Genomic DNA, 23,082 nt, shown 5'->3' with positions numbered 1-23,082 from the left:
GGCAGAGTCGGCCCGAACCGTCAGCTCAGCGAGGCGATCGATGAGGATCAAGCTCAACAGCATCATGGTCGAGGACCAGACACGCGCGCTCACGTTCTACACGGAGGTGCTCGGCTTCAAGAAGAAGCACGATTTCCCGGTCGGAGAGTACCGGTGGATCACCGTGGTCTCGCCGGAGGGCCCCGACGACGTGGAGCTCGTGCTGGAGCCGAACGCCAACCCGGCAGCCAAGACGTTCCAGCAGGCGATGTTCGCGCAGGGCATCCCGCTCACCGCGTTCGAGGTGTCGGACCTCAAGGCCGAGTTCGCTCGCCTCAAGGAGCACCAGGTCGCGTTCACCCAGGAGCCCACCCCGATGGGCCCGGTCATGATCGCGGTGTTCTCGGACACCTGCGGGAACCTGATCCAGCTGTATCAGCCGCTCTGATACCCCATCGCCAGGGCCATCCCCGGCCCTGATAGGGTATCATCCAGGGACGCGCGGCTCGCGAGGCATTGCGCGCGTCACCGCGTCGGCGCTGGCTCGGGCTCGGGCACGGGCTTGATGTCGCGGTCCGGATCGCGGTCTCGACGGCACGGGCCGAGGTTCTTCAGCAGCTCGACGGGCAGCGCCACGTCGACCGAGAAGCGCTGCTCCTCCGGCTTGCTCGCCCAGGGAGCGCGCCGCGCCTGCGTCTCCACCTTCGCGTGGTCGAGCAGCTCGGCGAGCTCGTCATTGTCTTCGCGCATCGCGTTGAGCCGCCCCATGGAGAGCGCGGCGCCGAACAGCTTCGACAGGTCCTCCATCTCCTGGCCAGGGGGGCCGGCGACATCGGCGACGACGGCGACGTCCTCCGAGGCGTCGACGTGGATCTCCACCCGCTGGACGGTCTCTCGGATCCGCTCGGCGAGCTCGTCCTGCTCCGACGCCAGCATCTTCGAGAGATCGTCGGGCGACAGCACTCCATAAACGTCGCTGTAGGCCTGGTGTTCCTGGAGGATGGAGCCCTGCGCGGGATCGGTCGATTCGAGTCGATCGATCGCGTCCTCGACGAGATCGGGCTCGGCGCGCGGGTTCAAGAGCAGGACGTCAGGCCCCCACGTCGCGACGACCCTGCCCGTGTCCTTGTCCTCGTAGAGGATGCCTTTCTCCCCGTACGTCCGCGTGGTCCATCGCTCGCGCTCGAACTTTGCGCCCTCGAACGATCCCTGGAGCACCATGAGCCCCGCGCTCGACGAGGCGACGCGCTCCACGTCCTCCAGCACGTCGATCCCGAATCGGTCCTTCAGGCGCGCGACGCCGGCGCGCTCCTCGCCGCGCGACAGCATGCAATCGAGCCAGATCTGCATGATCGGCGACTCTTTGAGCGCCTCGATCTCGAACACCATGGCCGAGTGCTTCGGATCGACGGGCAGGGCGGCGAGCACCGGGTCGCGCGTCCACTGCGGCGCTTCGACGCCGGGCGGCGGGGCAGACAGCGGCGGCAGGGTGCGGCGGCGGCTGGCGCGCTCCATCTCCGCCGGCTTCGGATAGCGCGGAAACTCGATCTTCCGGGGCCGGACCGTGGGCTTCTCCTTGTCACCGCGCGACATAAGCCACGCGGCGAGCGCGAGCAGGACCATCGCCGCCGCGAGCCACACGCCCCGCTTCTTCATCGGTCTCATCGGGTCGTCCCCCCCACCCAGGCGCCGCGGAGCTGCCGATGTCGATCGCTCACCGCCTCGTCCAGCATCGCCGCTCCACCCTAGAAATCCTTCTCTTCGAACACGTGGATGCCCACCGCGAGCGCGGCCAGGCCGAAGAGGAGCAGCCCCGCCACCTGGCTGGCGAGCACATCCCCCTTGATCGCCGTCGCCACCGCCATGTCCGCCGACGCGTCGGCGAGCGCCGAGACCCGCGGCAGCACGAGCGTCGCCGCGCGGAAGGCCCCGCGGGCCAGGCCAGGCTCGAAGAACGAGTCGAGCTGCTCGCGGTACCCCGCGACGATGCCGAGGATGAACAGCGCGATCCCCACCGCCGCGGACAGGGCGGCGCTCCGCACCATCACCGCGGTCGTGAGCATCGCCCCGTAGATGCCGGCGAACGTCACGCTCGCGAGGAGCGCCGCCACGATCGGGCTCGCCATCCACACGCCCGCCCTCAGCCCGAAGATGACCGTGATCCCGAGGGCGCCGTACAACGTGCTGACGAGCGAGAGCGCGAGCACGCCGAGGAACGTGCCGAGCAGGAGCTCGAACCGCCGCACGGGCAGCGAGAGCAGGTGCTCGATGCGCCCCGGCGCCAGCAGGCTCGGGCCGAAATCGGCGCAGGAGACGATCCCGAACGCGAGCCCCCCGTAAAACAGCACGTAGGCCAGCGCGCGGCCGACGTAGCGGAGCGCGACGTCGACCGAGCGGATCTCGCCGCGGCCGAGCTCCTTGCCGAAGAGCCGCGTCGCCGCGAGCGCGCCGTCCACCACCTCGAGCTGCAGCGCGCTCCCGAGCACCACGAGCGCCATCGTGACGCCGAGCCCCAGGGCGAGGAACCACCGCCGCGACGAGGCCTCGCGCAGGAGGTCGCCGGCGACGCTCAGCGCCGCCCTCACGCCGCACCTCCGCGAGCGCCGCCCGCGCCCAGCGCCTCCGCCAGCACGTCCTCCAGGTCGCGCAGGTCCCGCGACAGCTCGACGAGCAGGGCGCCGGCGCGCCGCGCCTCGTCGAGCGCCTCGTTGAGCGCCGCGGGGCTCTCGGCCTCCAGGCGCCACCCGCCCTCCCCGTCGATCGGGCGGAACCCGAGCGCGGCGACCCTTGCCGCGTCGACGCCGTCCGCGAATCGCACGCGGTACGCCGTCTCGCTGCCGCACAGCTCGACGAGCGCGCCCTCGCGCACGAGCCGCCCGCCCGCGAGGATGCCGATGCGGTCGCAGATGCGCTCGGTCTCCGACAGGAGGTGCGAGTTCAGGAACAAGGTCGCCCCCCGCGCGCGCTCTTCGCCGAGGATCCTGCGGATCTCGGCGCGACCGAGCGGGTCTACGCCGTCGGTGGGCTCGTCGAGCACGAGCAGCTCGGGCTGCCCGAGCAAGGCCGCGGCGAGCCCGAGGCGCTGCCGCATCCCCTTCGAGAACCCGCCGATCTTGCGGTCCGAGTCGACCCCGAGCCCTACCCTCTCGACCAGCGCGCGCAGCGCGCCCTCGCCCGGCGAGAGGCCCTTCATGCGGGCCACGCTCGCGAGGAACTGCCGCGGCGTGAACGCGCTGGGCAAGAAGAGCCGCTCCGGCAGGTACCCGATCCTGGCGCGCACGCCCGGGTCCTCCGGCTCGCCGCCGAGCACGCGCACCGTGCCGCTCGTGGGGCGCACCACGCCGAGCAGCGTCTTGATGAACGTCGTCTTGCCCGCGCCGTTGAGGCCGATGAGCCCGAACGCGGCGCCGCGCTGGATGGCGATGTCGAGGCCCGCGAGCGCCGTCTGTCCGCCGCTCCGGCGGAAGAAGCCGCGGTAGACCTTCCTCACGGCGGACGCTTCGATGGCCAGCACGGCGGCGTAGTCTGGCCGGCCGACCGCCGCACGCAAGCGGAATGCCCGCGGCGAGGGAGAGCGGGGCAGGAATCTTTCCCTCGCGACGGCGCGACCAGGCGCGCCGAGTCGACCTCGAAAACACAGGTTCAGAGCAAAACCCATCGTGAGGGAGCGGGAAGTCCAGGCGCTCCGGAGGCGTTCCGGCCCCATCCTCCGCCCGCGGGCAGCGTCAAGCGCCAAGGAGCACGTGGTTATGACAGACCATGTCCGACCGGGTCCACGCCTCGATCACACCCCGACCTCTCCAGTTCTCCACAGGGGTTCTCCACAGGAGATCCCCTGGAGAACAGCTGGATTCTGTCGATTACCTTTGCCGCGCGCGCCTCCTCTCGTCATGGCCACTCGCGCGGCCAGGAGGGGCCCCGCGCCGCCGGGGGAACCGCGCCCGACCACACTCGTAAATACTCGTAATTACAAACATTTTTCAACAAGCGGCGCATCCGTCCGCCCTCGACAGGTTGGGACAATGTCCGTCCGACCGATCCCTTTCCCGACGGGTCGAAGATGACTATCCATGGTAGACACCAAGGACGCGGCGCGACGGCGTGTCTCTCATACGACGCGTGTCAGTGGCGCGCCCGAATGCTTCGTTTTGCAGGAGACTTCATGGAAAAGATCTCGCTCACGTACTTTGTCGACTTCGTCCTCAAGGCCGGGACGCCCAAGCTGACCGGCGTCAGGGAGTTCAAGGAACGGAAGGACGAGCTCTACACGGACTTTTACAGGCAGGTGCGAGAGGCGATCGTCGACATGCACAGGAGCGGAGAGCCCACCAGCGTGCTCGACGGCTTCCTGGCCGCGCAGCACGACGAGCGGCGCCGCCGCATCTACCCGTCGGTGGTGAATGGATATCGCAAGTTCCTCGCCTCGGCGAAGATGACGTGGTTCGAGCCGCCGGCGTCGACGTACCGCCTGGGCGATCTCGAGATCAACGTCAATCCGGAGCTCGGGCTCGTCATCGACGGGACGCCCCACGTCATCAAGATGTATTTCCGCGGGGAGCCGCTGTCGTCCAAGCGCGTCTCGGTCGTGCTGAACCTGCTGATGAACGGTCTCGCGGAGAGCACGCCGGGCGGCGCCTTCGCGGTGCTCGACGTGCGGAACGCCAAGATTCACACCTTCAAGGTGCCGAACCCGCGTCTCAGCCTGCTGCTCCGCGGCGAGGCGGCCTCCTTCGCCACCATCTACACCGGGCTCTGATCGCGGCGGCGCCGCGCAGCGCGAGGCGCCGCCGCGCTGCGCGGACACCACGCCACGTCAGCCGTCGATCACCTTTCCGGGGTTGAGGATGCCGCCCGGGTCGAAGGCGTGTTTGATGCGGCGGTGCAGCTCGAGCGACGCCGCGCCGAGCTGGCGGGCAAGGAGGCCGCGCTTGAGCGTGCCGACGCCGTGCTCGCCGGTGATCGTGCCGCCGAGCTCGAGCGCCTGCGCCATCACCTCGTTGAAGGCCGCGACCGCGCGCGCATCGGCCGCCGCGTCGCTTCCGTCGAACACGACAAGCGGGTGAAGGTTGCCGTCGCCCGCGTGCGCCACCGTCGCGATGGTGGTCTGCGTCGCGGCGGCGATCGCCTCGATTCGACGGAACATCTCGGGCAGCTGCGGCAGCGGTACGGCGACGTCGTCGACGAGCACCGTGCCGAGCTCCGCGAGCGCCGTGAGCGCAAGGCGGCGCGCGGTGAGCATCATCTGCCCTTCGCTCTCGTCGTCGGTGGTGGCGACCACCGTCCCGCCGGCGGCCTCGCAGGCCTCCTGCATGCAGGAGAGCTCGGCGGACCCGGGCGCGTCGCTCTGCGCGATCAGCATCGCGGCAGCCTCGGTGTCGAGGCCGAGCGGGCGGTAGCGCTCGACGGCGCGGAGGGCCGTGCGGTCCATGATCTCGAGCATCGACGCATCGACCGACCGGACGATCGTCGCGACCGCCCGGCCCGAGGCCTCGAGCGAGGTGAACGTCGCGACGAGCGTGGTCGCCGGCGGGGGCCGCCGCCGCAGACGCAGCGTGATCTCGGTGATCAGCGCGAGGGTGCCCTCGGAGCCGACAAGGAGCCGCGTCAGATCGTAGCCTGCGACGTCCTTGCGGCTCCGGCCGCCGGTGCGGAGCGCCGTCCCGTCGGCGAGGACCGCCTCGAGGCCGAGCACGTAATCGGACGTGACACCGTATTTCACGCAGCACAGGCCGCCGGCATTGGTGGCGACGTTGCCGCCGAGGGTCGAGACGGCGTAGCTCGACGGGTCGGGCGGATACCACAGCCCCCGTTCGTGCGCGGCGGCCTTGAGCTCGCCGTTGAGCACCCCCGGCTGGACGACGGCGAGCATCGCCGCCTCGTCGATCGCGAGGATCCGGTTCATGCGCTCGAAACTCAGCACCACGCAGCCGTCGCTGGCGGTCGCCCCGCCGGCCACCCCGGTCCCGGCGCCGCGCGGCACCAGCGCGGTGCGGTGCCGGGTCGCCCACTGCGCCAGCGCCTGCACCTGGGAGGTCGAGGCAGGCCGCGCCACCGCGACCGGCCAGCCACCAGGCGCCCAGAGGGCCTGATCGCGGCGATAGCCCTCCAGGATGTCCCGATCCGTCACCAGGCCGTCGCCCAGGATAAGTGCAAGTTCGTCGAGCGGGTTCATGTGCCGTAGAACTCCGAGAGGTGCGCCCTGAGGAGCGTCGCTGCCGACTTCACGTTACCGCGCTCGATCGCGCGCAGGAGCGCCCGCGACCCGCCTCGCCGGCCTCGCCGCGGCGAGCGGCGCCATCATCGAACATCCCCCGCGAGCGATCGCACCCGGTCCCGGAGCCAGGTGAGCGCCGGGTGCTTGGCTGTCCTGTGGTGCCACGCCATGACGATGGCGAAGCCCGGCACGGGGACGGGGGGAGGAAGGAGCTCCAGCCGGTCGGCGCGGTCGCGCGCCAGGCGCTCGGGGACGAGCGCCGCCATGTCCGAGCGCGCCACGAGCTCTGGCACCATGAGGAACGAGGGCACGGACAGGACCACCCGCCGCTCGCGCCCGAGCGCCGCGAGCGCGGCGTCGGTCGCGCCGGTGAAGCCGCCGCCGCGCGGGCTCACCACCACGTGGTCGAGCGCGCAGAGCTGGTCGAGGCTGATGGTGCGCGACACCAGCGGGTGATCGCGCCGGACGATGACGACGAAGCGCTCGTCGAGCACCTTCCTGGTCCGCAGGTGCTCGGGCGCGAGCTCGGGCGTCAGCACGGCGAGGTCCACCTCCCCGCGCTCCACCTGGCCCGCGAGCTGGGCGACGTCGAGGGCTCGCCACGCCAGCCGCACGCCCGGCGCCTCGCGCCGGAGCTGGAAGGCGAGCGGCATCAACAGCGCATATTGCACGTAGTCGGACGCGGCGATCGCGACCGTCAGCTCGGACGTCGCGGGATCGAAGCCCGCGCCGGCGGCGACCACGGCGCGCACGCCCTCCAGCGCCTCGTGCAGCGGCGCCTGCAGCTCCAGCGCGCGCCTCGTGGGCGTCATGCCGCGCTGCGCGGGGACCAGCAGCGGGTCGCCGAGGAGCTCGCGCAGCCGCTGGAGCTGCGCAGACAGCGCCGGCTGGCTGAGGTTCAGGCGCCTTGCAGCCCTTGTCACGTTGCGCTCGGCGAGCAGCGCGTCGAGCGCGACGAGCAGGTTCAGATCGAGGCGGCTGCTATCCACCGGGTCGATAGCAGCACAGAAGAACCGTGACTTCAACGATGCCGGGGAGAGACCTAGTTTCCTGGGCATCCACCCGGCCGCACCCGGGCCTATCCGCTGATTCACTGCAGGAGGAGACGAACACGCTCCTCGGAAAGGACATGCCATGAAGGTCCTCATCGTCTACGCGCATCCCGAGCCGCGCTCGTTGAACGGCGCGCTCCGCGACCGGATGGTCGCGACGCTCACCGCCGCCGGGCACGAGGTGCTCGTCTCCGACCTCTACGCGCAGGGCTGGAAGGCAGCGCTCGACGGCGTCGACTTCCCGGCCGAGCCGGCGGGCGCCCCCCTGCGCGTCATCGAGGCCTCCCACCGCGCGTTCGAGCATGGCACGCAGACGCCGGACGTCGCCGAGGAGCAGCGGCGCCTCCTCTGGGCCGACGCCGTCATCCTCCAGTTCCCGCTCTGGTGGTTTTCCATGCCGGCGATCCTGAAGGGCTGGGTCGAGCGCGTCTTCGCGCACGGCTTCGCCTACGGCGTCGGCGAGCACTCGGACCGGCGCTGGGGCGATCGTTACGGAGAGGGCGTGTTCGTCGGCAAGCGCGCCATGCTCGCGCTCACCGCCGGCGGCTGGGCCGATCACTACTCGGAGCGCGGCATCAACGGGCCGATGGACGACCTGCTGTTTCCGATCCAGCACGGCATCCTCTTCTATCCCGGCTTCTCGGTGCTGGATCCCTTCGTCGTCTACCGCGCCGAGCGGATGGACGAGGAGCGATTCCAGGCGATCGCGATCGACCTCGATCGGCGCCTCGAGCGGCTGTTCGTCGACAGGCCGATCGCCTACCGACCGCAGAACTACGGCGATTACGAGATCCCGTCGATGAAGCTGAGGGAGGGGCTCGGCGGCGCTGGGCAGCAGGGCTTGAGGCTTCACCGGTCATAGCTCACGCCCGCAGGCTGTGGCGTGAAGAGGGACGGGCGACGTGGCGGCTCGGGCGGGCGCGTCAGCCGCCGCCCGAGCCGCCGCGTCGGCGGGGCGCGAGGTCAGAATTGCGAGAAGAAGTTCCAGATGGACGAGCTCGCGAAGCTCGGCGTCTGGTGGTCACCGGGGAACTCGCAGCGATGCACCGGGTATCCGTCCCGGCACCCTTGATAGGCGACGCACGAGTTGGAACCTACGGGGCTCGTCTGGGTGCTGCAGCCGTTCTTGCGCACGAAGACGTCAAGCGCCGCCCTTCCGGCCGAGACGGGGACGACGCTGTCGGACAGGCCGTGCGACATCCAGACGGCGACGGGCTGGGTGTTGGACTGGTTGCAGCCGCTGTAGAGGGCGCCGGACATCGGCGCGATGGCTCGGAAGACGTCGGGCATATCACAGCCGAGCGCGTTCGACATCATCCCCCCGAAGCTCCACCCGGTCGAGAAGACACGGCTCGTGTCGACGCACAGGTTGGCCTTGAGGGAGTCGACCATGGCGCGGGCGAAGGCGATGTCGCGCCCGCCCGTGTTGGCCCATCCGTTGTCGATGCCGTTCGGCGAGACGAAGATCGTGCTGCCGTTCGCCAGCGCCTTGAGCCCATAGTACCCGTTGTTCACGACGTCGTTGGCCGATCCGCCGCGCCAGTGCCACCCGAACACCAGCCGATACGCCTTGTTCGGGTCGTAGTTCGCCGGAACGTCGAGCACGTACTGGCGCGTGGTGCCGTTGACGTTGATGGTGCGGTTACCGCTGGTGAAGGAGGTGGCAATGCCGCAGCCGGCGCTGGGCGTGCCGGCGGAGCCGCCGCCGCCACCGGAGCCGCCCGTGCCGCCGGTGCCGCCGGTGCCGCCGGTGCCGCTGGTGCTACCGGAGCCACCGCTGCCGCCGGTGCCGCTGGTGCTACCGGTGCCGCCGGTTCCCGAGCCCACGGGCGTGAGTCGGAATTGCTGATTGGTGCCGCCGTTCGAAGCCCATTGAATCACGGCGGTGCCGTCCGCGGTGCCGCGGCCGTAGACGTCCAGGGACTTGCCGCTGTGGCGCGCGGTGAGGCGCACGACGCCGCTGGCCACGTCCGTGAACGACCACTGCTGGTTTTGCCCGGTCCAGCAGGAGTATTGCTGGATCGCGGCGCCGTCGCTGGTGGAGGCGCCCGTGACATCCATGCAACGGTTGCTGTTCACGTTGCGGATGCGATAGTAGCCGCCGCCTGCCGATTCCATCCGGAACTGTTGCCGCGTCGAGCCGTTGCAGCTGGCGATCTGCATGGCCGCTCCATCAGCGGTGCTGCCTCCAGCCACCTGCACGCATTTTCCACTCTGGACGCCGACGATCGTGTAGACCGCGCTCGTATCGATCGTGATGGCGCCCTCGAGCGAGCCCGCCTCCTCGATCTCGGCGTCGTACGCCTCGTCGGGGCCGATGACGCACGACACAGCGAGGATGCCCGTCGCCGCCGCAAGCAAGCTCTGCTTGGTTCCGAATCTCATCTTGTCCTCCTCTTCCTGTCAAGTAAGTGAAACTGCCATCTTCTCACGGCTCAACGCTGCCCTTGCGCAGGTCGGGGTCGCTTGCCCCGCGCTCGAGGCTCCCCAGCGGGCCGCCGCACCGGCCACTGCCGCTGCGGATGAATGTAGAGACGCGCGCAGGGTGGATAGGTTCGCTCTGCGTGCGCCAGGGTCGGTCAAACCGCCCTGCTCCTCGGAGCAAGGCGGTTCGAGAGCGAGCCCCCCCAGAACACCGTTCACGTTGAAACCCGGAGAATTTTCACAGGGAGGCGGGGAGGCGGGGAGGAAGAAAAAATGAATTTCTTTCTCTTGCCGTCTCTCGCTCCCCGCCTCCCCGTCTCCCTGTGAATTTCCTGCTCTTTCTCGTGGTTTCAACCCGTTTGTCGCTCTAGGGCAGATTGGCAGAAGAGACCTGCCAGGTTCTGTCGGTGCAGAAGCGGCAGCTCGGGCCGACGAGCGCGCCCTTGCCGGTGGCCGATTCGTCGCCCTTGAGCCACCAGTTGAGCCACGCCAGGTTGACCTGAGTGAACTCGCCGCCGTTCCTGGCCCACAGATCGCCCCCGTGATCCGCGCCGACCTTGGCGAACATCATGACCGGAATATCACCCAAGGCGGCGATGTTCGCGAAGTCTCTCGCGCCGTTCGCGTTCGCACCCAGGCTATCGGCGGTGCCGGTGACGATCAACACGGGTGTGTGAATCGAGTTGTAGAATGACTGATTCGCCGAGAAAGAGCCGCTGCTCGTGTGTCCCCAGGTCGTCATTCTGGGATCTGCAGCGGTCCCCGCCGCCATCAAGCCGCCGCAGGAGAAGCCGTTCGCGGCGACCTTCGTGGTGTCGATCTTCTGGTAGTAGGCGCTGCAAGGCTTCTCATTCTGGGCGATCACCCAGTCGACGTAGGCGCGCAGCACGTCGCCTCCGCTCCCGAGGTCGCGGTTGGGCTGGCTGTTGACCGGTGTCCCATCCGCCACCACGAAGTAACCATGCGAGGCGATTTCGGCCATAGCCGCCTGATTTGCGAGCCCGTCTCGCGAGCATGCGCCCTCCCCCCAGACGAAGATCGGATACCTGGCGCCTCCACCGAGATCCGCCGGACGAAAGATGGTGCCCTGGTTGATGCCTGGGTCCGAATTCGTCTCGACGACCACCCTGTGAGGGCCGCTCCCCGACACGTTTCGACCAGTCGGTTGTGACGCGGTGCACGTGCCGCCGGTGCCGCCGCCGGAGCCACCGCTGCCGCCTGTGCCGCCCGTGCCGCCCGTGCCGCCCGTGCCGCCGCCAGAGCCACCGCTGCCGCCGGTGCCACCGCTGCCGCCGGTGCCGCTGGTGCTACCGGTGCCGCCGGTTCCCGAGCCCACGGGCGTGAGCCGGAATTGCTGATTGGTGCCGCCGTTCGACGCCCATTGAATCACGGCGGTGCCGTCCGCGGTGCCGCGGCCGTAGACGTCCAGGGACTTGCCGCTGTGGCGCGCGGTGAGGCGCACGACGCCGCTGGCCACGTCCGTGAACGACCACTGCTGGTTTGTCCCGGTCCAGCAGGAGTATTGCTGGATGGCGGCGCCGTCGCTGGTGGAGGCGCCCGTGACGTCCATGCAACGGTTGCTGTTCACGTTGCGGATGCGATAGTAGCCGCCGCCTGCCGATTCCATGCGGAACTGTTGCCGCGTCGAGCCGTTGCAGCTGGCGATATGCATGGCCGCTGCATCAGCGGTGCTGCCTCCAGCCACCTGCACGCATTTTCCACTCTGGACACCGACGATCGTGTAGACCGCGCTCGTATCGATCGTGATGGCACCCTCGAGCGAGCCTGCCTCCTCGATCTCGGCGTCGTACGCCCCCTCGGGGCCGATGACGCACGACACGGCGAGGATGCCCGTCGCCGCCGCAAGCAAGCTCTGCTTGGTTCCGAGTCTCATCTTGTTCTCCTCGTCAACTTAAGTAAGTGAAACTGGAGTCTTCTTACGGCTCAACGCCGCCCTTGCGCAGCGTCGAGGTCGCTCGCCGCGCCCTCGAGACTCCCGAGCGGGCCGCCGCGCCGGCCATTGCCGCTGCGGACGATTGTCAAGATGCGCGCAGAGTGGATAAGTTCATTTCTCGCGCGCCAGGCAACACGAAGAGGGAATCTATTGCTCCGGGCTGGCAGACCCGTCAAGCCCATTGTGCATCGCGAGCGGGCCTGATCCTCATGAAGGTGCGATAAGCTCAGATGCGGAGTCACGGTGGTGACTTGACGCCGACATGGGGTCGAGTCCTTCACGGGCGCGATCGCCCGGCGCGCCAGACGCGCGAATCTCGTGCGAATCTCGTGCGAATCTCGTCGAAAACCGCCTGCGACCAGCGGGCTTCGCCGGCCGCGCTCGGCATGCGAGCGCGCTCGAAAATCTGGAGTGAGAATGGATGAGATGCCGGGGGCCAGGAGATCCAGACGCGGAAATCAAGCCCCTCGCAGCGGCCGTCCCGTCGTACAGCCATGCTGCACGTTGGTCGGCATATCGAACATTATTCGATCCGCCTCACTCCTGAAAAAGTGATGCTCTATCAGACTCATCCATGCATCGAACGGGCCCCCTTCACGCCACAGCCTGCTGGCTCCGACAGGACAATGAAGCGCACGAGCAGTAGCGACCTCATCATCGAGCAGCTGGCGTTGCCGTACAACACAACCAGAATGTTCATGGTGCAGCCCCCCGGAGAGTCCTGCTGATGGGCGGGATATGCCGGGTCGCTTGCGGGGTTCCCTCCGCTGGGATCGTTGCTGCAGCCACTGTCCCCACTGGCCAGGACCGCGATCCCAGCCGCGAGCGACATGACCGAGCGCTACTTCATGACCGTCTCCTGGATGCGCATGAGGGCCCATCCGGAGCGAAGCAAAAGCAAGACGACCGGTCGACACTGTGAGCGTTCACATCTCCGGTGTCAACTTTGATCGACCAGCCTGCCGCTCGGGTAGCGAGGTGCGCGCTGCTGTGAACATTCATAATTTCACCCAGCCAGCGCGCTCGCGTGCTGAGCCGCGGCACACCATCCAGCTCGTCCCTGCTTCCGCGCTCAGCGTGAGCCCGGGCCACTCGGCACGACCCCCGCGCGACAAGGGACGACCTCGGGCGCCGCCCAGCACGGCGATCACCGGCACCTCGAAGCCGCGGGGCCAATGCGACGGCTCGCGACGGTTCACCACCGGCTCAGGAACGCCTCCTTGAGACGCAGATCCACATACCCCGGAGGTGTGTCCCGCACCTCCCCACCACGAGATTGATGAGCCGCGGCGCCCCGTCGGGCGCACTGCTGCAGGAAGTCGAGAGGATGCCACGACCGAGCCGGCGCTGGCCGGCGCGGCACAGGACGGCAACGGAGGAACCGATGATCCGTATGGCTCATAGCGCGCTGGTGTATCTCCCCCTCGCGCTCCTGCTTTTGCCCGCCTGCGGCGAGGCCACCGCGACGGCCAGCGCGGAGATGGCCCTGAGCGAAGAGCTCGGCGCCGCGGCGCTGGTCGAGGAGCACGACGAGGGGAATGTCGCCTGGCGCATCGACGGCGACGGCCAGGTGAAGGCCGCGATCACCGCAAGCTCCGGCGTGCGCATCAAGGAGGACGTCGGCGGCACGCTCGTCTGGAAGCTGCCGTCCGGAGAGGCGCGGACGATCCCGCTCGCGATCGACGCGAGGACGGGGCTCCTTGTCGCGGCGGGGCCGAAGCTCGAGGCGGACCTGACGGAGATCAGCTACACGCTCACGATCTCGGGCAAGCCGTGGAGCGGCGTGCTGCACGTGCCGGCGGGCGGCACGGCGGAGCTCGTGGCGAGCGCCAGGGTGAGCGCGGAGAGCAAGGTCTCCGAGGTCACGGTGGGCCCCCACGGCGGCTCCGTCCAGGTGGTCGGCGACGACCGGCTCGAGATGGTCGCGAACGAGGCGACGGGAGAGGTGCGCGTCTATGTGCTCGATGCCCACCTCAAGCCGGTCGCCATCGAGGGGCGAACGCTCAAGCTGGGTCTCGTGGCCGAGCGACCCGAGGTGCTCGTCCTCGCGCCGGCTTCCGCCGGGTTCTACTTCGTGGGCAAGCTCGCGGCGGTGGTGAACCCGTTCCGACTGACTGTCGCGCTCGGATTCCACGGCACGACGCGCGTGGCGCTCTGGGGCTACCGGCCCGGCGTGCGCGTGATCGCGACGGCCGCGCGGGCGCCGCGGGTCAACATCCTCGTGAAGGGCTTCGTCGATGGGCCTGACGTCGACGTGCACGCGGGCGCGCGCGCGGACGTGGATGTGAAGGTTCACGATCATGATCGCGGCGGCGACAAGGTCAAGATCATGGTCCACGACAAGGACCATGGCGGCGGCGACAAGGTCAAGGTCATGATCCACGACAAGGGCCATGGCGGCGGCAACACCAAGGTCATGATCCACGACAAGGGCCATGGCGGCGGCAACACCAAGGTCATGATCCACGACAAGGACCATGGCGGCGGCGGCAAGGCGAACGCGCATGGGAGCAGCGGCGGCGCGGCGAAGTCAGGCGGCGCCAAGGGCAAGCGCTGAGCTGCGCCGAGCCCGCAGGTGCCGCCGTCGAGGCTTGACGTCTCCGAGGCATGTTGACTTCCCTCCCCCGGCGCTGCCCGAGAAGGATTCGACCGAGGTGACGCGGAGTTTCGACGGCTCGGCTCGCCGCGCTGCGGGCCGGGCTCATCCAGGCCTCGCGCGCTCACGCGGCCTCACGTGCCGGGCCTGTCGCGCGCCGCCCGCTCGATCTCCTCGATGACCTCTTCGGGCCGGACATCCCTCTTCAATTCGTCCAGGGTTGCGTCCTGTCCGCTGGTGACACCGAGATGACGAGCGATGTCGTCCACGAGGCCGATCAACCGCGTGACCTCGTGCTCGGCGAGGAGGTTGATCTGGAGATCCAGATCAGCCCGTTTGTCCGCGAGCGCCTGCATCCGGTTCTGGCTGATGAGCACGAAGGTCGACAGGAAGATCGCCTCGACCGACGCGATCATCGCCAGCATCACGAAGGGGAACGGGTCGAAGGGCTGGATCCAGGGGACGACGCCCAGGTTCACCAGGATCCAGCCCCCGAACAGGAGAGCATGGATATAAACGAACGTCATGCTCCCCGCGAAGCGGGTGATCGCGTCCGCCACCGTCTCTTGATGGGTCTTCCCACGTTCCATCTTCTCCCGTACGGCGATCAGGGTCTCTATGTTGCGCCGGACCAGGTTGTTCAGCTCGCTCGTGTTCGCGTGACGTCGATTGCGATCCATCGGAGTCATGCGGATGCAAGTTTCGCCCCCACGGGACGACCCGCGCCCTTCCCGGCGTGGGCCGTACCCGCACGGGATGACTGGCTGCTGCGCCAGCCCGCCGGGCGTCCGGAGGGTATGGCCCCAACCCGGGCCCAACCGCCGGCGCCTGGGCGCGGTGCGCGCCAGCGAGCTCCCGCCCTCAGGGCGTGAACATGCCCGTGTACGTCTGGGCCTGGGCCAGCGTCGCTCCTCGGTACTTGAAGGGCGCCTCTCGCGTGTGCGTGCCCAGGTACGCGGGAGGCGCGCTCGCGGCCAGGCGCGCTCGCCGCGGCCGCTCACGCGGCGACGAGCATCCGTTCCCCGTCGCGCCGCGCCGCCGCCCACGTCTCGTCCCAGGCGGCGTCCGCCTCCGCGCGCCGGAGCCGGCCGAAGGCCTGCACCTTCTTCCGCTCGCCCTCGACCTCGGCGTCGTCCGCCGGCGGCGCCGGCGCCGGCCCCGTCATCGCGTCGCCGACCGCCTCGCGCACCTCGCGCCCGCCCTCGGCCAGGCAGTAGGCGAGCACGCGCCACCCGAGCTCGGCGTGCAGCGCCTCGTCGCGCGCGATCTCGCCGAGCGCCACGCGCACGCCCTCGTCCCTCGCCGCCGCGAGCGACCGGCGCGCCCGGGCCGCCGCCGCGCCCTCGCCGAGACAGCCGTCGTGCCACGCCTCGAGCGCCATCCGCACGAGCGCCGCCTGCCGGTCCGCGTCGCGCGCCGCCGGAGGCGGGAGCAGCGCCGGCCTGAGGCGCCACCCCGCGAGCTCGCTCGCGATCTCGCTGCATCGCGCCGTGTGGCGGACCTCATCCCCGAGCGCGCCGAGCGCCCGCGCCACGAGCGACGCGGGCGCGCCGACCGCCGCGAGGTCCCGCGCGAGGGCGAGGAACGCCGGGATCGAGCCGCACTCGGCCCGCGCGCTGTCCAGCCACGCGCCCGCGAGCGCCGCCCGGGTCGCGCGATCGAGCCGCGCCGGGCGCGACGCGGCGGGGCCCAGCCCGAGCACCGGCGGGAGCACGACGCCATCGGCCGTGCGCAGCGGCCGGCCGTCGATGGCATGGGACCGCTCTCCGAAAGGCCGGTTGGCGCGGACACCCATGCCAAACATGCCCTCGGGGACGTACAGCTCGCCCGACACCGGGATGACCGCGCGCGCCGAAAAATCGACGACCACCGGCTCGAACAGGCTGGCCATCGCGCCGACGTGGAGGCCGTGCTGCGCCGGGAACTCGTCGCTGATGCGGGTGCGGTACGTCCAGCCGAGCTCACCGGCGATGCTGCAGGCGACGACCTGGTCGGAGTTGCCCGAGGTATCGCCGCCGCCGTGGCTGCCGATCGCGAAGCGGCCGGCAGAGAAGTCGAGCCATGTCGCCTGCGCGAACGGACCGAATCCCATGTGACCCGAGTCGAACACTCCGGCGAAGGTGCCGTCCATGAGGAACGTCGCGCGGAGGTCGGCGCCAAGACCGAAGGCGAGCTTCTGGCCGAAGGAGACGGACACGGAGACGCCGACCGACATGGCAAAAGCATCGTCCTCGGCGCGCGCCTGGCCGGGCAGCGAGACGAGGGCGGCGACACCGAGGGCGGCGAGCGTGGGCGGGAGCGCGCGGGAACAAGAGGACATGGAACCTCCGTAAGCAAAAAGGGGGGCCAAGAATCGATCTCGGCTCCAAATTTACCAGAGGGCGCGAACCGGCACGACCGCGATGGATGACGGAAAGCGGCTCTGGAGGGCGGGAGCACGCGCCGCGCGCGGTCCGTTCGGAGCTCCATGTCGCCGTGCGACCGACGGCGAGCGAGCTCGTGGCGGAAGGTGTCACGCGCAACAGAGCGCGACCTTCCGAGCGGAACATCCCATCCAGGAGCCCGCGAAAAAAGATTGACCCTCCATCCCGCGGCGTCGCCACATATCCATCTGGGTGTTGCAAAAAATTTGCCGAATTGAGAAATTCCCCTCGCCAGGCGGATGGGACGCCAGCACCCTCAGCTGGGTTGTGGGCCCCCTGTCTCTCGCCTGCTCGACCTTGGGGGTGCGGCTGGCAGCAACGATACGTCGGGCTCGGGAGGCGCAAGGCGGTGGGCTCCACGGCGATCGGCGCCCTCCCATGCCAGTGAGCCTCGCCGCACCGCGGCGCGGCTGCCCTCCTGCTTAACACGAGAAAGGAAACGGAGACCATGACACGCACTTATCGTCACTTGCTGCTGCCTCTGACCCTCGCGCTCTTCTCGCACGTGGTCGGCTGCGGTTCAGACTCGGATGCGGACACCTCGAGCGACGGCTCGACCACCTCCGGCGGCAGCACCACCTCGACCACCTCCGGCGGCAGCACCACCTCGTCCACCTCGGGCGGCGGCGCCACCTCATCCACCTCGACCGGCGACACCACCTCATCCACCTCGACCGGCGACACCACCTCATCCACCTCGACCGGCGACACCACCTCGTCCACCTCGACCGGCGACACCACCTCGTCCACCTCAGGCGGCGGGACGACCGAGAAATTCAGCTTCTTCGTGACCAGCCTCGCCGCCATGCGGGAGCTGTCGGGCTCCCAGGACGGCTTCGGGGGCGACCTCCGCTTCGGGGAGACGGGGCCGGGCGCCGGTCTCCGCGGCGCGGACAAGATCTGCGCGACGATCGCCGAGAAGAGCCTCCCGGGCGCAGGAAGCAAGACGTGGCGCGCGTTCCTGAGCGCCACGGCAGGCGAGGACGGGAAGCAGGTCAACGCGATCGATCGGATCGGCGAGGGGCCCTGGTACGACCGGCTCGGCCGGCTGGTCGCGAACGAGAAGGCGGAGCTGCTCAACACGCGCCCCAGCGGGGCCGACGCGGCGATCATGAACGATCTGCCGAACGAGGAGGGTGTCCCCAACCACCAGCCCGACCCGGGCCAACCCGAGGTCGACAACCACGACACCCTGACGGGCTCCAACACCCAGGGGCAGCTCCAGGGCGCCACGGCGACGTGCAAGGACTGGACGGCCAAGACGGGAGACAGGTCCGAGGGGGGACCGCAGCTTGGACACTCGTGGCCAAGGGGCAGCGGCGGCCCGGGCGGGGGCGGGAGCTGGGCCCACTGGATAACGTCCCACAATGCACCGGGGTGCGCGCCGGGGGTCAATCTCGTGGACGCGGGAGGCCCCGCGCCGGGCTCGAACACCGTCGGCGGCGGCGGCGGCTACGGCGGGATCTACTGCTTCGCCCTGACGCCCTGACGCAGGCAACCCGGCGCGCGCCGCCCCCCCGGCCGACAACGCCATGAGCCGCCCCGAGATGCCGGCCGAACGACGAGCTCATCGAGCTCACCGCGAGGCCGTCGCGCTGGATCGGGCACCCCTCCTCCCGGCGTCAGCGACCGCCGAAGCCGGGAGCGAACAGGGCCGTCATCCGATCCGGGCGGCTGGCGCCGAGGCGGACCATCGCGTCGTCGGCCGTCTGGACGAGCGCGCGGCCCTCATCGCCGCCAAGCACCTCCCCTAGCCGCCTGCGCGCCGCCGCGGCGCTCAGCGCGACCTCGCTCGCGTCGAACCCGGCGATCGCCGCCTCCAGGTGCGTGCGCGCGAGCGCCGCGTCGCCGCGCGTCCAGGCGACGGCGGCCAGCGTGAGCCACCCCTGGGCGCTCGCCCAGCCCACCCGCTCCCGCAGGAGCGCGCCGGCCACGCGCTCGGCGATGCGCAGCAGCGGGGCCGGATCCGCCGCGCTTGCGACCGCGTCGAGCGCCGCCCGCCCGCGCAGCTCGATCGCGCCGATCCGCATCGGGCTCATGCGCAGGTACGTGGAGTCCTCGACCATCGGCCACGCGGCCGTCAGCCGGCGCCACGCGGCGCCCGGGTCCTCGCAGTACAGATCGATGAGCACGTCCGCAAAGAGCCCGAAGAAGTGCTGCAGCTGGAACCCCTGCTGCCGCCACGCCGCGAGGGCCTCCGCGAGATCCACGCGCGCCCGCGCCGGATCGTCCGCGGCGAGCGCGACGAGGCTGTGGCCCCCCGTGACCGTGCGCAGCGACGTGACGGCATACCTGTCGCCGCGCGCCTCCGCTTCCTTGATCCACGTGGGGAGGCGCTGGGCGAGCCCCCTCAGATCGCCGAGCTTGCCGAGCCCGATCATGCAGATGGTCTGCGCCGTGCCGATCTCCCAGGCCACCCCGGTGCACCGCTCGCGGAAGATGCGCTCCGCTTCCTCGGCGTGCATCACCATCTCTCGAAACGACGTCTCGTGAGCGGCGATCGCCCGCTGGATCCGGAGGACGCCCTCGACGCGCGCGTCGGCGGAACGCTGGAGGAGCGGCGTCACCGCGGCGAGGGCGCGCTCGACGGAGCTGCCCGCCGGCTTGCCGATGATCGACGCGAACAGCGCCATGAACGCGAGCCCGATCGCGACGCGCCCCGGCTCCCTCGCGGCCAGCGCGAGGAGGATGTGCTGCGCGTGAAAGCCCACCGCGCGCACCGGATCGACCGCGCAGAACCCGAGAAACGCGGAGAAGCAGACGTCGACGCGGCGAAGCTCGCCGGGATCGATCTGGCTCGCGTCGCGCGCCTTGAACCCGAAGCCGCGCAGGGCGAGCCGCGTCCGGTGAACGAGCGCCGCGGCGAGGGCGCGGCGCTTCGTCTCGGGGTAAAGCAGGCCCGTCTCGGAGAGCACCTCCCGGAGCACCGCGACGCCCTCTTCCGTGTGACCGCTCGTCAGGAGCTGCTCGGCCGCGAGGCGCTTGCAGTCGAGGACGACCGAGGGCGCCGCGGCGCCTCCCGCGGCGTCCGCCGCGCCGAGGTAGGCGCGGGCGGCGTCGGCGCCGCGGCCCGCGTTCGCGAGCGCATGGCCGAGCTGCACGAGGAGCCCGTGCCGGCGCCCGCTGCCCGCCGGCGCGCAGTCGAGCGAGAGCTGGTAGAGCCGCGCCGCGTTCTCGAACGCGAGCGCGGCGGCGGCCCTGTCCGCCGCCTCCGCGGCGTACGCGCCCGCCCTGTCGAGGTCGCCCGCGCCGTGGAAGTGACGCGCGATCTGCTCGGGATCGGCGCGCCCCAGGGCCGCGAGCTCCTCGCCGAGGCGGCGGTGATGGTCCTTGAGCCGGGACGGCTCGATCTGGCCGGACGCCGCCTCGCGCACCCGATCGTGGTACGCCTCGACAGGATCGGCCTCCTCGAGCCCGCCGGTGCGGACCAGGTGCCATGTCCGCAAGGCGTGCAGCGCCGACGCGGCGTCCCCCTGCAACCCGGCGGCCCTGAGCGCGACGCGCTGCTCGATGGGGAGCCCGGCGACGGCGATCACCTCGAGGAGCCACCGGGCGTCCGCCGGCAGATCCGCGAACCTCTCCAGGAACAGCGCCTCCAGCGACACCGGCGGCGCCGGGGAGCAGGCGTCCTCGTGACCCGGGTGAACCGGCGCCGCGCGGCCCAGGTGGAGCGCGAGCTCCGCCAGGAAGAAGGGGCTGCCCTCGGACTCGCGGGCGATCTCCGACGCCTTGTGCGGGGGGCCGTGGCCGCCCAGGAGCGAGCGAGCCAGCGACTCCGCTTCTTCACGAACGAGCGGGCCGAGGCAGAGCTTCCGGTGCTCGGTGGCCCCCGTCCACCTGGGCGCCGGAGCGCCGAAGAGCTCCCGCAGGAATGGACTCGATGCCTCGTCCTCGGACCGATACACGCCGAGCATGAGCATCGAGGGCGGGTCGGGCGGGCCGAGGAGGTCGGCGAGGAGCAGCGCGCTGTCGCGGTCGCCCCACTGCAGATCGTCGATGGACACGACGAGCGGCCCCTTGTCGGCGAGCGCCGACAGGAGCTCCTTGAGCGCTCGAAACGCGCGGAACCGGAGCTCCTGGGCGTCGTGGATCTCGAAGGCGCGCCGCGGGACGTCCTCGATGGCCGCGACGACGCGCAGGGCGGGGAACACGCGCACGAGCTCGTGGATCCCGCGCGGCAGGAGGCCCGCGGCCTCGGACCGCGGCAGCCGCTTGAGATGGCGGCTGAGGGCGTCCAGCGCGCTGTCAAAGGCCTTGAACGGGACGGACTCGCGCTCATAACACCGGCCCGCCAGGACCACCGCGGCGCGGCGGCCGCGCAAATCGTCGAGGAAATGCTCGACCAGCGCCGACTTGCCCATGCCGGAGCGACCATGGACGTACACCGCCACCGGGCGGCCAGCGCGCGCCTCGTCGAACGCTTCCTGGAGCGCTCGCAGCTGCTCGCCGCGTCCCATGAACGGCGCGCGAGGGAGCGGCGCCGGCGCCTCGCCGCCTGGCGGCGGAGCGCCGGGCCGGGGAGCGGCGCCAGGCGCTGCCGCGAGGGCGACCGCCGCCTCGCGGAGGACGCGCAGCGCGTCCGCGCCCGTGGCCCGCGCGCGCGGGTCGCGCTGGAGGAGCTGCAGGCACAGATCGCTCAGCGGCCGAGGCGCGTCCGGCGCGACGAGGTGAGGCGGCGGCGGCTCGCCGAACGCCTTGGCCTCGACGATGTCGAAGAGACTGCCGCTGAAAGGCGCGCGGCCGGTGAGCGATTCGTAAAGGATCACGCCGACCGCGTACCAGTCCGCGGCGGCGGACGGCTCTCCACGCATGTGCTCCGGCGCCATGTAGATGGGCGTCCCGGCGATCGGGGCGTCTGTCTCGGCGGTCGCGAGCGCCGTCCTGCGAGCGCCGGTGTCGCGGGCGATGCCGAAGTCCAGCACGACCACCCGTCCGCTCTGGTCCACGAGCACGTTCGAGGGCTTGAGATCCAGGTGCAGCTTGCCCGCGCCGTGCAGCGCCTCGACGGCGTGCACCAGCTGCTCGAGCGCCTGGCAGAGGCGCGCCACGTCGACCTTGGGCTGTGACGCTGGCGCGCCGCCGGAGGCCGTCGGCGCCGCGGCGTCGGCGCGGGGTGAGGGCGCGCGGCCGTCGAGGTTCGCCTGACAGGTCGTGGCCGCCGCGGGGGAAGTCCGCTCCGGGGCATGCGCGGGCGAGCCCGGGTCGGCGAGCTCGCCCCCGCGGACGTACCTGGTGAAGCTCACGCCGGAGACGAGCTCCATCGTGAAGAACCAGCGCCCCTGCGCGGAGATGAGCTCGTAAAGCGTCACCAGGTTCGGATGGGCGATGTCCGCGATGGCGCGGAACTCGCTCTTGAGACGGAGGATGTCGGCGGCCTCCATCCGGAGCAGCGTCTTGAGCGCTACATCGGCGCAGCGAAGCCGATCGTGAGCGTGGTAAACGACCCCCATGCCGCCCGCACCGAGGCGGGCGCGGATCTCGAAGCGGTCCGTGCCGCCGAACCCCTCGGCGGCCGGACCGTCAGCGACGCTGTCCATCTGAGCTGTCCATCTGACCCGTCCCTGCCTCCGCGGGCTCGGTGGCCCAGGTGAAGCCCATCTCCTCTGCCGCCGGACCTAGCGTGATGCGGATCGGCATGCCGCGCTCGCGCGCGACCTGCGTCGCGCGCGCCAGGAGCGCGGCGGCGGTATCCGGCCGATACGGGCCCGCTGCGGCGGAGCCCGCGAAGTGCACGGTCAGCATGAAGTGCGTCGCCTCCACCTCGTCCATTCCGAAGCAGTCGACGAGCAAGCGCTGCACGGCTTCCATCTTGGTCACGTCGTCGTTCCAGAACACGACCTCGACCAGCTCGCCTGCGGGGTCGCTGCGCTCCGGGGCGCGGGGCGGCTCCCGGCTCGCCCGGTCGAGGTCGCGACACGCCCTCGTGAGCAATGCGGCGGCGAAGCAGCCCTCCCCCGCCGACTGCGTCGCGACCACCAGATCGAGCGGCGACGGGCCCCCCCACGACGCCGACCTCGACCAGGCGCGGTCCACGATGGCATTCACAGCCGGCGAGAGCTCGAACGCTGCGCTGTCCGTGGGTGCGTGGCGCGGCGCCGGGAGCTGTTGTTCCAGCTCGCGCCGCAAGGACGCGGCGCTCGCGCCGGCCGATGCGACCAGCGTTGCCACCCGGCGATCGCAGAGCGCAGCGAGCACGACATGCTCCGGGAGCAAAACCCGCTGCCCGCGCCGGATGGCTTCGATGGTCGCCGTGTGCAGGACGACGGTGCTATCGCCGCGAGGACGCGCGCGTGAGCGCCGCTTCCGTCGGCGGTAGAGGATGGCGAGCCCGGTCGCCAGGACGAGGAGCCAGAGCCCCACGAGGAGGATGCGCATGCGCGCTGCGCATCCTACGCTGAAAGCACGGTTGTCTCCAGCGCGCCTCGTGGGGAGCGGGCTCC

The 23,082-nt window shown here is 70.5% G+C and carries 18 protein-coding genes; 6 read left to right on the top strand and 12 right to left on the bottom strand.

Features of this window, described 5'->3' with window-relative positions; translation table 11 throughout:
• Window positions 1-40 precede the first annotated feature (40 nt).
• On the top strand, window positions 41-427 hold the full coding sequence (locus WME97_RS03875) for a VOC family protein (protein WP_437549610.1): 387 nt from the start codon (window positions 41-43) through the stop codon (window positions 425-427).
• 77 nt (window positions 428-504) lie between these two features.
• Here the strand turns inward: WME97_RS03875 and WME97_RS03870 are convergent, their stop codons facing one another.
• From WME97_RS03870 to WME97_RS03860, 3 genes are all read right to left on the bottom strand, one after another.
• Window positions 505-1,644 (bottom strand): hypothetical protein, encoded by a 1,140-nt coding sequence (locus WME97_RS03870; RefSeq protein WP_437549609.1) that lies wholly within the window; start codon window positions 1,642-1,644, stop codon window positions 505-507.
• Window positions 1,645-1,724: 80 nt separating this feature from the next.
• On the bottom strand, window positions 1,725-2,564 hold the full coding sequence (locus WME97_RS03865) for a hypothetical protein (RefSeq protein WP_437549608.1): 840 nt from the start codon (window positions 2,562-2,564) through the stop codon (window positions 1,725-1,727).
• A complete protein-coding gene (locus tag WME97_RS03860; protein ID WP_437549607.1) occupies window positions 2,561-3,469 on the bottom strand; it encodes an ABC transporter ATP-binding protein in 909 nt (302 codons plus the stop codon). Before WME97_RS03860 ends, WME97_RS03865 begins: the two co-directional genes overlap by 4 nt.
• 672 nt (window positions 3,470-4,141) lie before the next feature.
• Between WME97_RS03860 and WME97_RS03855 the strand changes: the two genes are divergently transcribed.
• The gene (locus WME97_RS03855; RefSeq protein ID WP_437549606.1) at window positions 4,142-4,735 is read left to right on the top strand and encodes a hypothetical protein; all 594 of its coding nucleotides are present in this window, start codon (window positions 4,142-4,144) and stop codon (window positions 4,733-4,735) included.
• Between the two features lie 57 nt (window positions 4,736-4,792).
• Here WME97_RS03855 and WME97_RS03850 read toward each other — a convergent pair whose 3' ends face one another.
• Window positions 4,793-6,151: an FAD-binding oxidoreductase gene (locus WME97_RS03850; RefSeq protein ID WP_437549605.1), complete on the bottom strand. Its 1,359-nt coding sequence runs from the start codon at window positions 6,149-6,151 to the stop codon at window positions 4,793-4,795.
• A 125-nt stretch (window positions 6,152-6,276) separates the two neighbouring features.
• A complete protein-coding gene (locus WME97_RS03845; protein WP_437549604.1) occupies window positions 6,277-7,182 on the bottom strand; it encodes a LysR family transcriptional regulator in 906 nt (301 codons plus the stop codon).
• 145 nt (window positions 7,183-7,327) lie between these two features.
• Here WME97_RS03845 and WME97_RS03840 point away from each other — a divergent pair, with 145 nt between their 5' ends.
• Complete coding sequence (locus WME97_RS03840) at window positions 7,328-8,107, top strand: NAD(P)H-dependent oxidoreductase (RefSeq protein WP_437549603.1); 780 nt, start codon at window positions 7,328-7,330, stop codon at window positions 8,105-8,107.
• 101 nt (window positions 8,108-8,208) lie between these two features.
• Here the strand turns inward: WME97_RS03840 and WME97_RS03835 are convergent, their stop codons facing one another.
• Together WME97_RS03835 and WME97_RS03830 are read right to left on the bottom strand one after the other, a co-directional pair.
• Window positions 8,209-9,630: an RICIN domain-containing protein gene (locus WME97_RS03835; RefSeq protein WP_437549602.1), complete on the bottom strand. Its 1,422-nt coding sequence runs from the start codon at window positions 9,628-9,630 to the stop codon at window positions 8,209-8,211.
• A 406-nt stretch (window positions 9,631-10,036) separates the two neighbouring features.
• Window positions 10,037-11,563 (bottom strand): RICIN domain-containing protein, encoded by a 1,527-nt coding sequence (locus WME97_RS03830; protein WP_437549601.1) that lies wholly within the window; start codon window positions 11,561-11,563, stop codon window positions 10,037-10,039.
• A gap of 554 nt (window positions 11,564-12,117) precedes the next feature.
• Between WME97_RS03830 and WME97_RS03825 the strand changes: the two genes are divergently transcribed.
• Window positions 12,118-12,351 (top strand): hypothetical protein, encoded by a 234-nt coding sequence (locus WME97_RS03825; protein ID WP_437549600.1) that lies wholly within the window; start codon window positions 12,118-12,120, stop codon window positions 12,349-12,351.
• A 656-nt stretch (window positions 12,352-13,007) separates the two neighbouring features.
• A complete protein-coding gene (locus tag WME97_RS03820) occupies window positions 13,008-14,180 on the top strand; it encodes a hypothetical protein (protein ID WP_437549599.1) in 1,173 nt (390 codons plus the stop codon).
• A gap of 173 nt (window positions 14,181-14,353) precedes the next feature.
• Here the strand turns inward: WME97_RS03820 and WME97_RS03815 are convergent, their stop codons facing one another.
• From WME97_RS03815 to WME97_RS03805, 3 genes are all read right to left on the bottom strand, one after another.
• A complete protein-coding gene (locus tag WME97_RS03815) occupies window positions 14,354-14,899 on the bottom strand; it encodes a DUF1003 domain-containing protein (RefSeq protein ID WP_437549598.1) in 546 nt (181 codons plus the stop codon).
• Between the two features lie 317 nt (window positions 14,900-15,216).
• Entirely contained in the window at window positions 15,217-16,539 is a 1,323-nt protein-coding gene (locus tag WME97_RS03810) for a hypothetical protein (protein ID WP_437549597.1), read from the bottom strand.
• Window positions 16,540-17,107: 568 nt separating this feature from the next.
• Window positions 17,108-17,449 carry a hypothetical protein gene (locus WME97_RS03805; RefSeq protein WP_437549596.1) on the bottom strand — a complete coding sequence of 114 codons (342 nt, stop codon included), beginning with the start codon at window positions 17,447-17,449 and terminating at the stop codon, window positions 17,108-17,110.
• Here WME97_RS03805 and WME97_RS03800 point away from each other — a divergent pair.
• Window positions 17,448-18,131: a hypothetical protein gene (locus WME97_RS03800; RefSeq protein ID WP_437549595.1), complete on the top strand. Its 684-nt coding sequence runs from the start codon at window positions 17,448-17,450 to the stop codon at window positions 18,129-18,131. The two genes, WME97_RS03805 and WME97_RS03800, sit on opposite strands and share 2 nt — an antisense overlap.
• 133 nt (window positions 18,132-18,264) lie before the next feature.
• Here WME97_RS03800 and WME97_RS03795 read toward each other — a convergent pair whose 3' ends face one another.
• Both WME97_RS03795 and WME97_RS03790 read right to left on the bottom strand, forming a co-directional pair.
• Window positions 18,265-22,179 carry a serine/threonine-protein kinase gene (locus WME97_RS03795; protein WP_437549594.1) on the bottom strand — a complete coding sequence of 1,305 codons (3,915 nt, stop codon included), beginning with the start codon at window positions 22,177-22,179 and terminating at the stop codon, window positions 18,265-18,267.
• Window positions 22,163-23,017 (bottom strand): ATP-dependent Clp protease adaptor ClpS, encoded by an 855-nt coding sequence (locus WME97_RS03790; RefSeq protein ID WP_437549593.1) that lies wholly within the window; start codon window positions 23,015-23,017, stop codon window positions 22,163-22,165. The genes WME97_RS03795 and WME97_RS03790 overlap by 17 nt, the downstream gene beginning before the upstream one ends.
• Window positions 23,018-23,082 lie beyond the last annotated feature (65 nt).

Source organism: Sorangium sp. So ce367 (assembly GCF_051520455.1).
In the GTDB taxonomy this organism is placed as follows: domain Bacteria; phylum Myxococcota_A; class Polyangia; order Polyangiales; family Polyangiaceae; genus Sorangium; species Sorangium cellulosum_B.
Note: the sequence above shows the minus strand (reverse complement) of the source record. Positions and strands in the feature narration are given on the sequence as shown.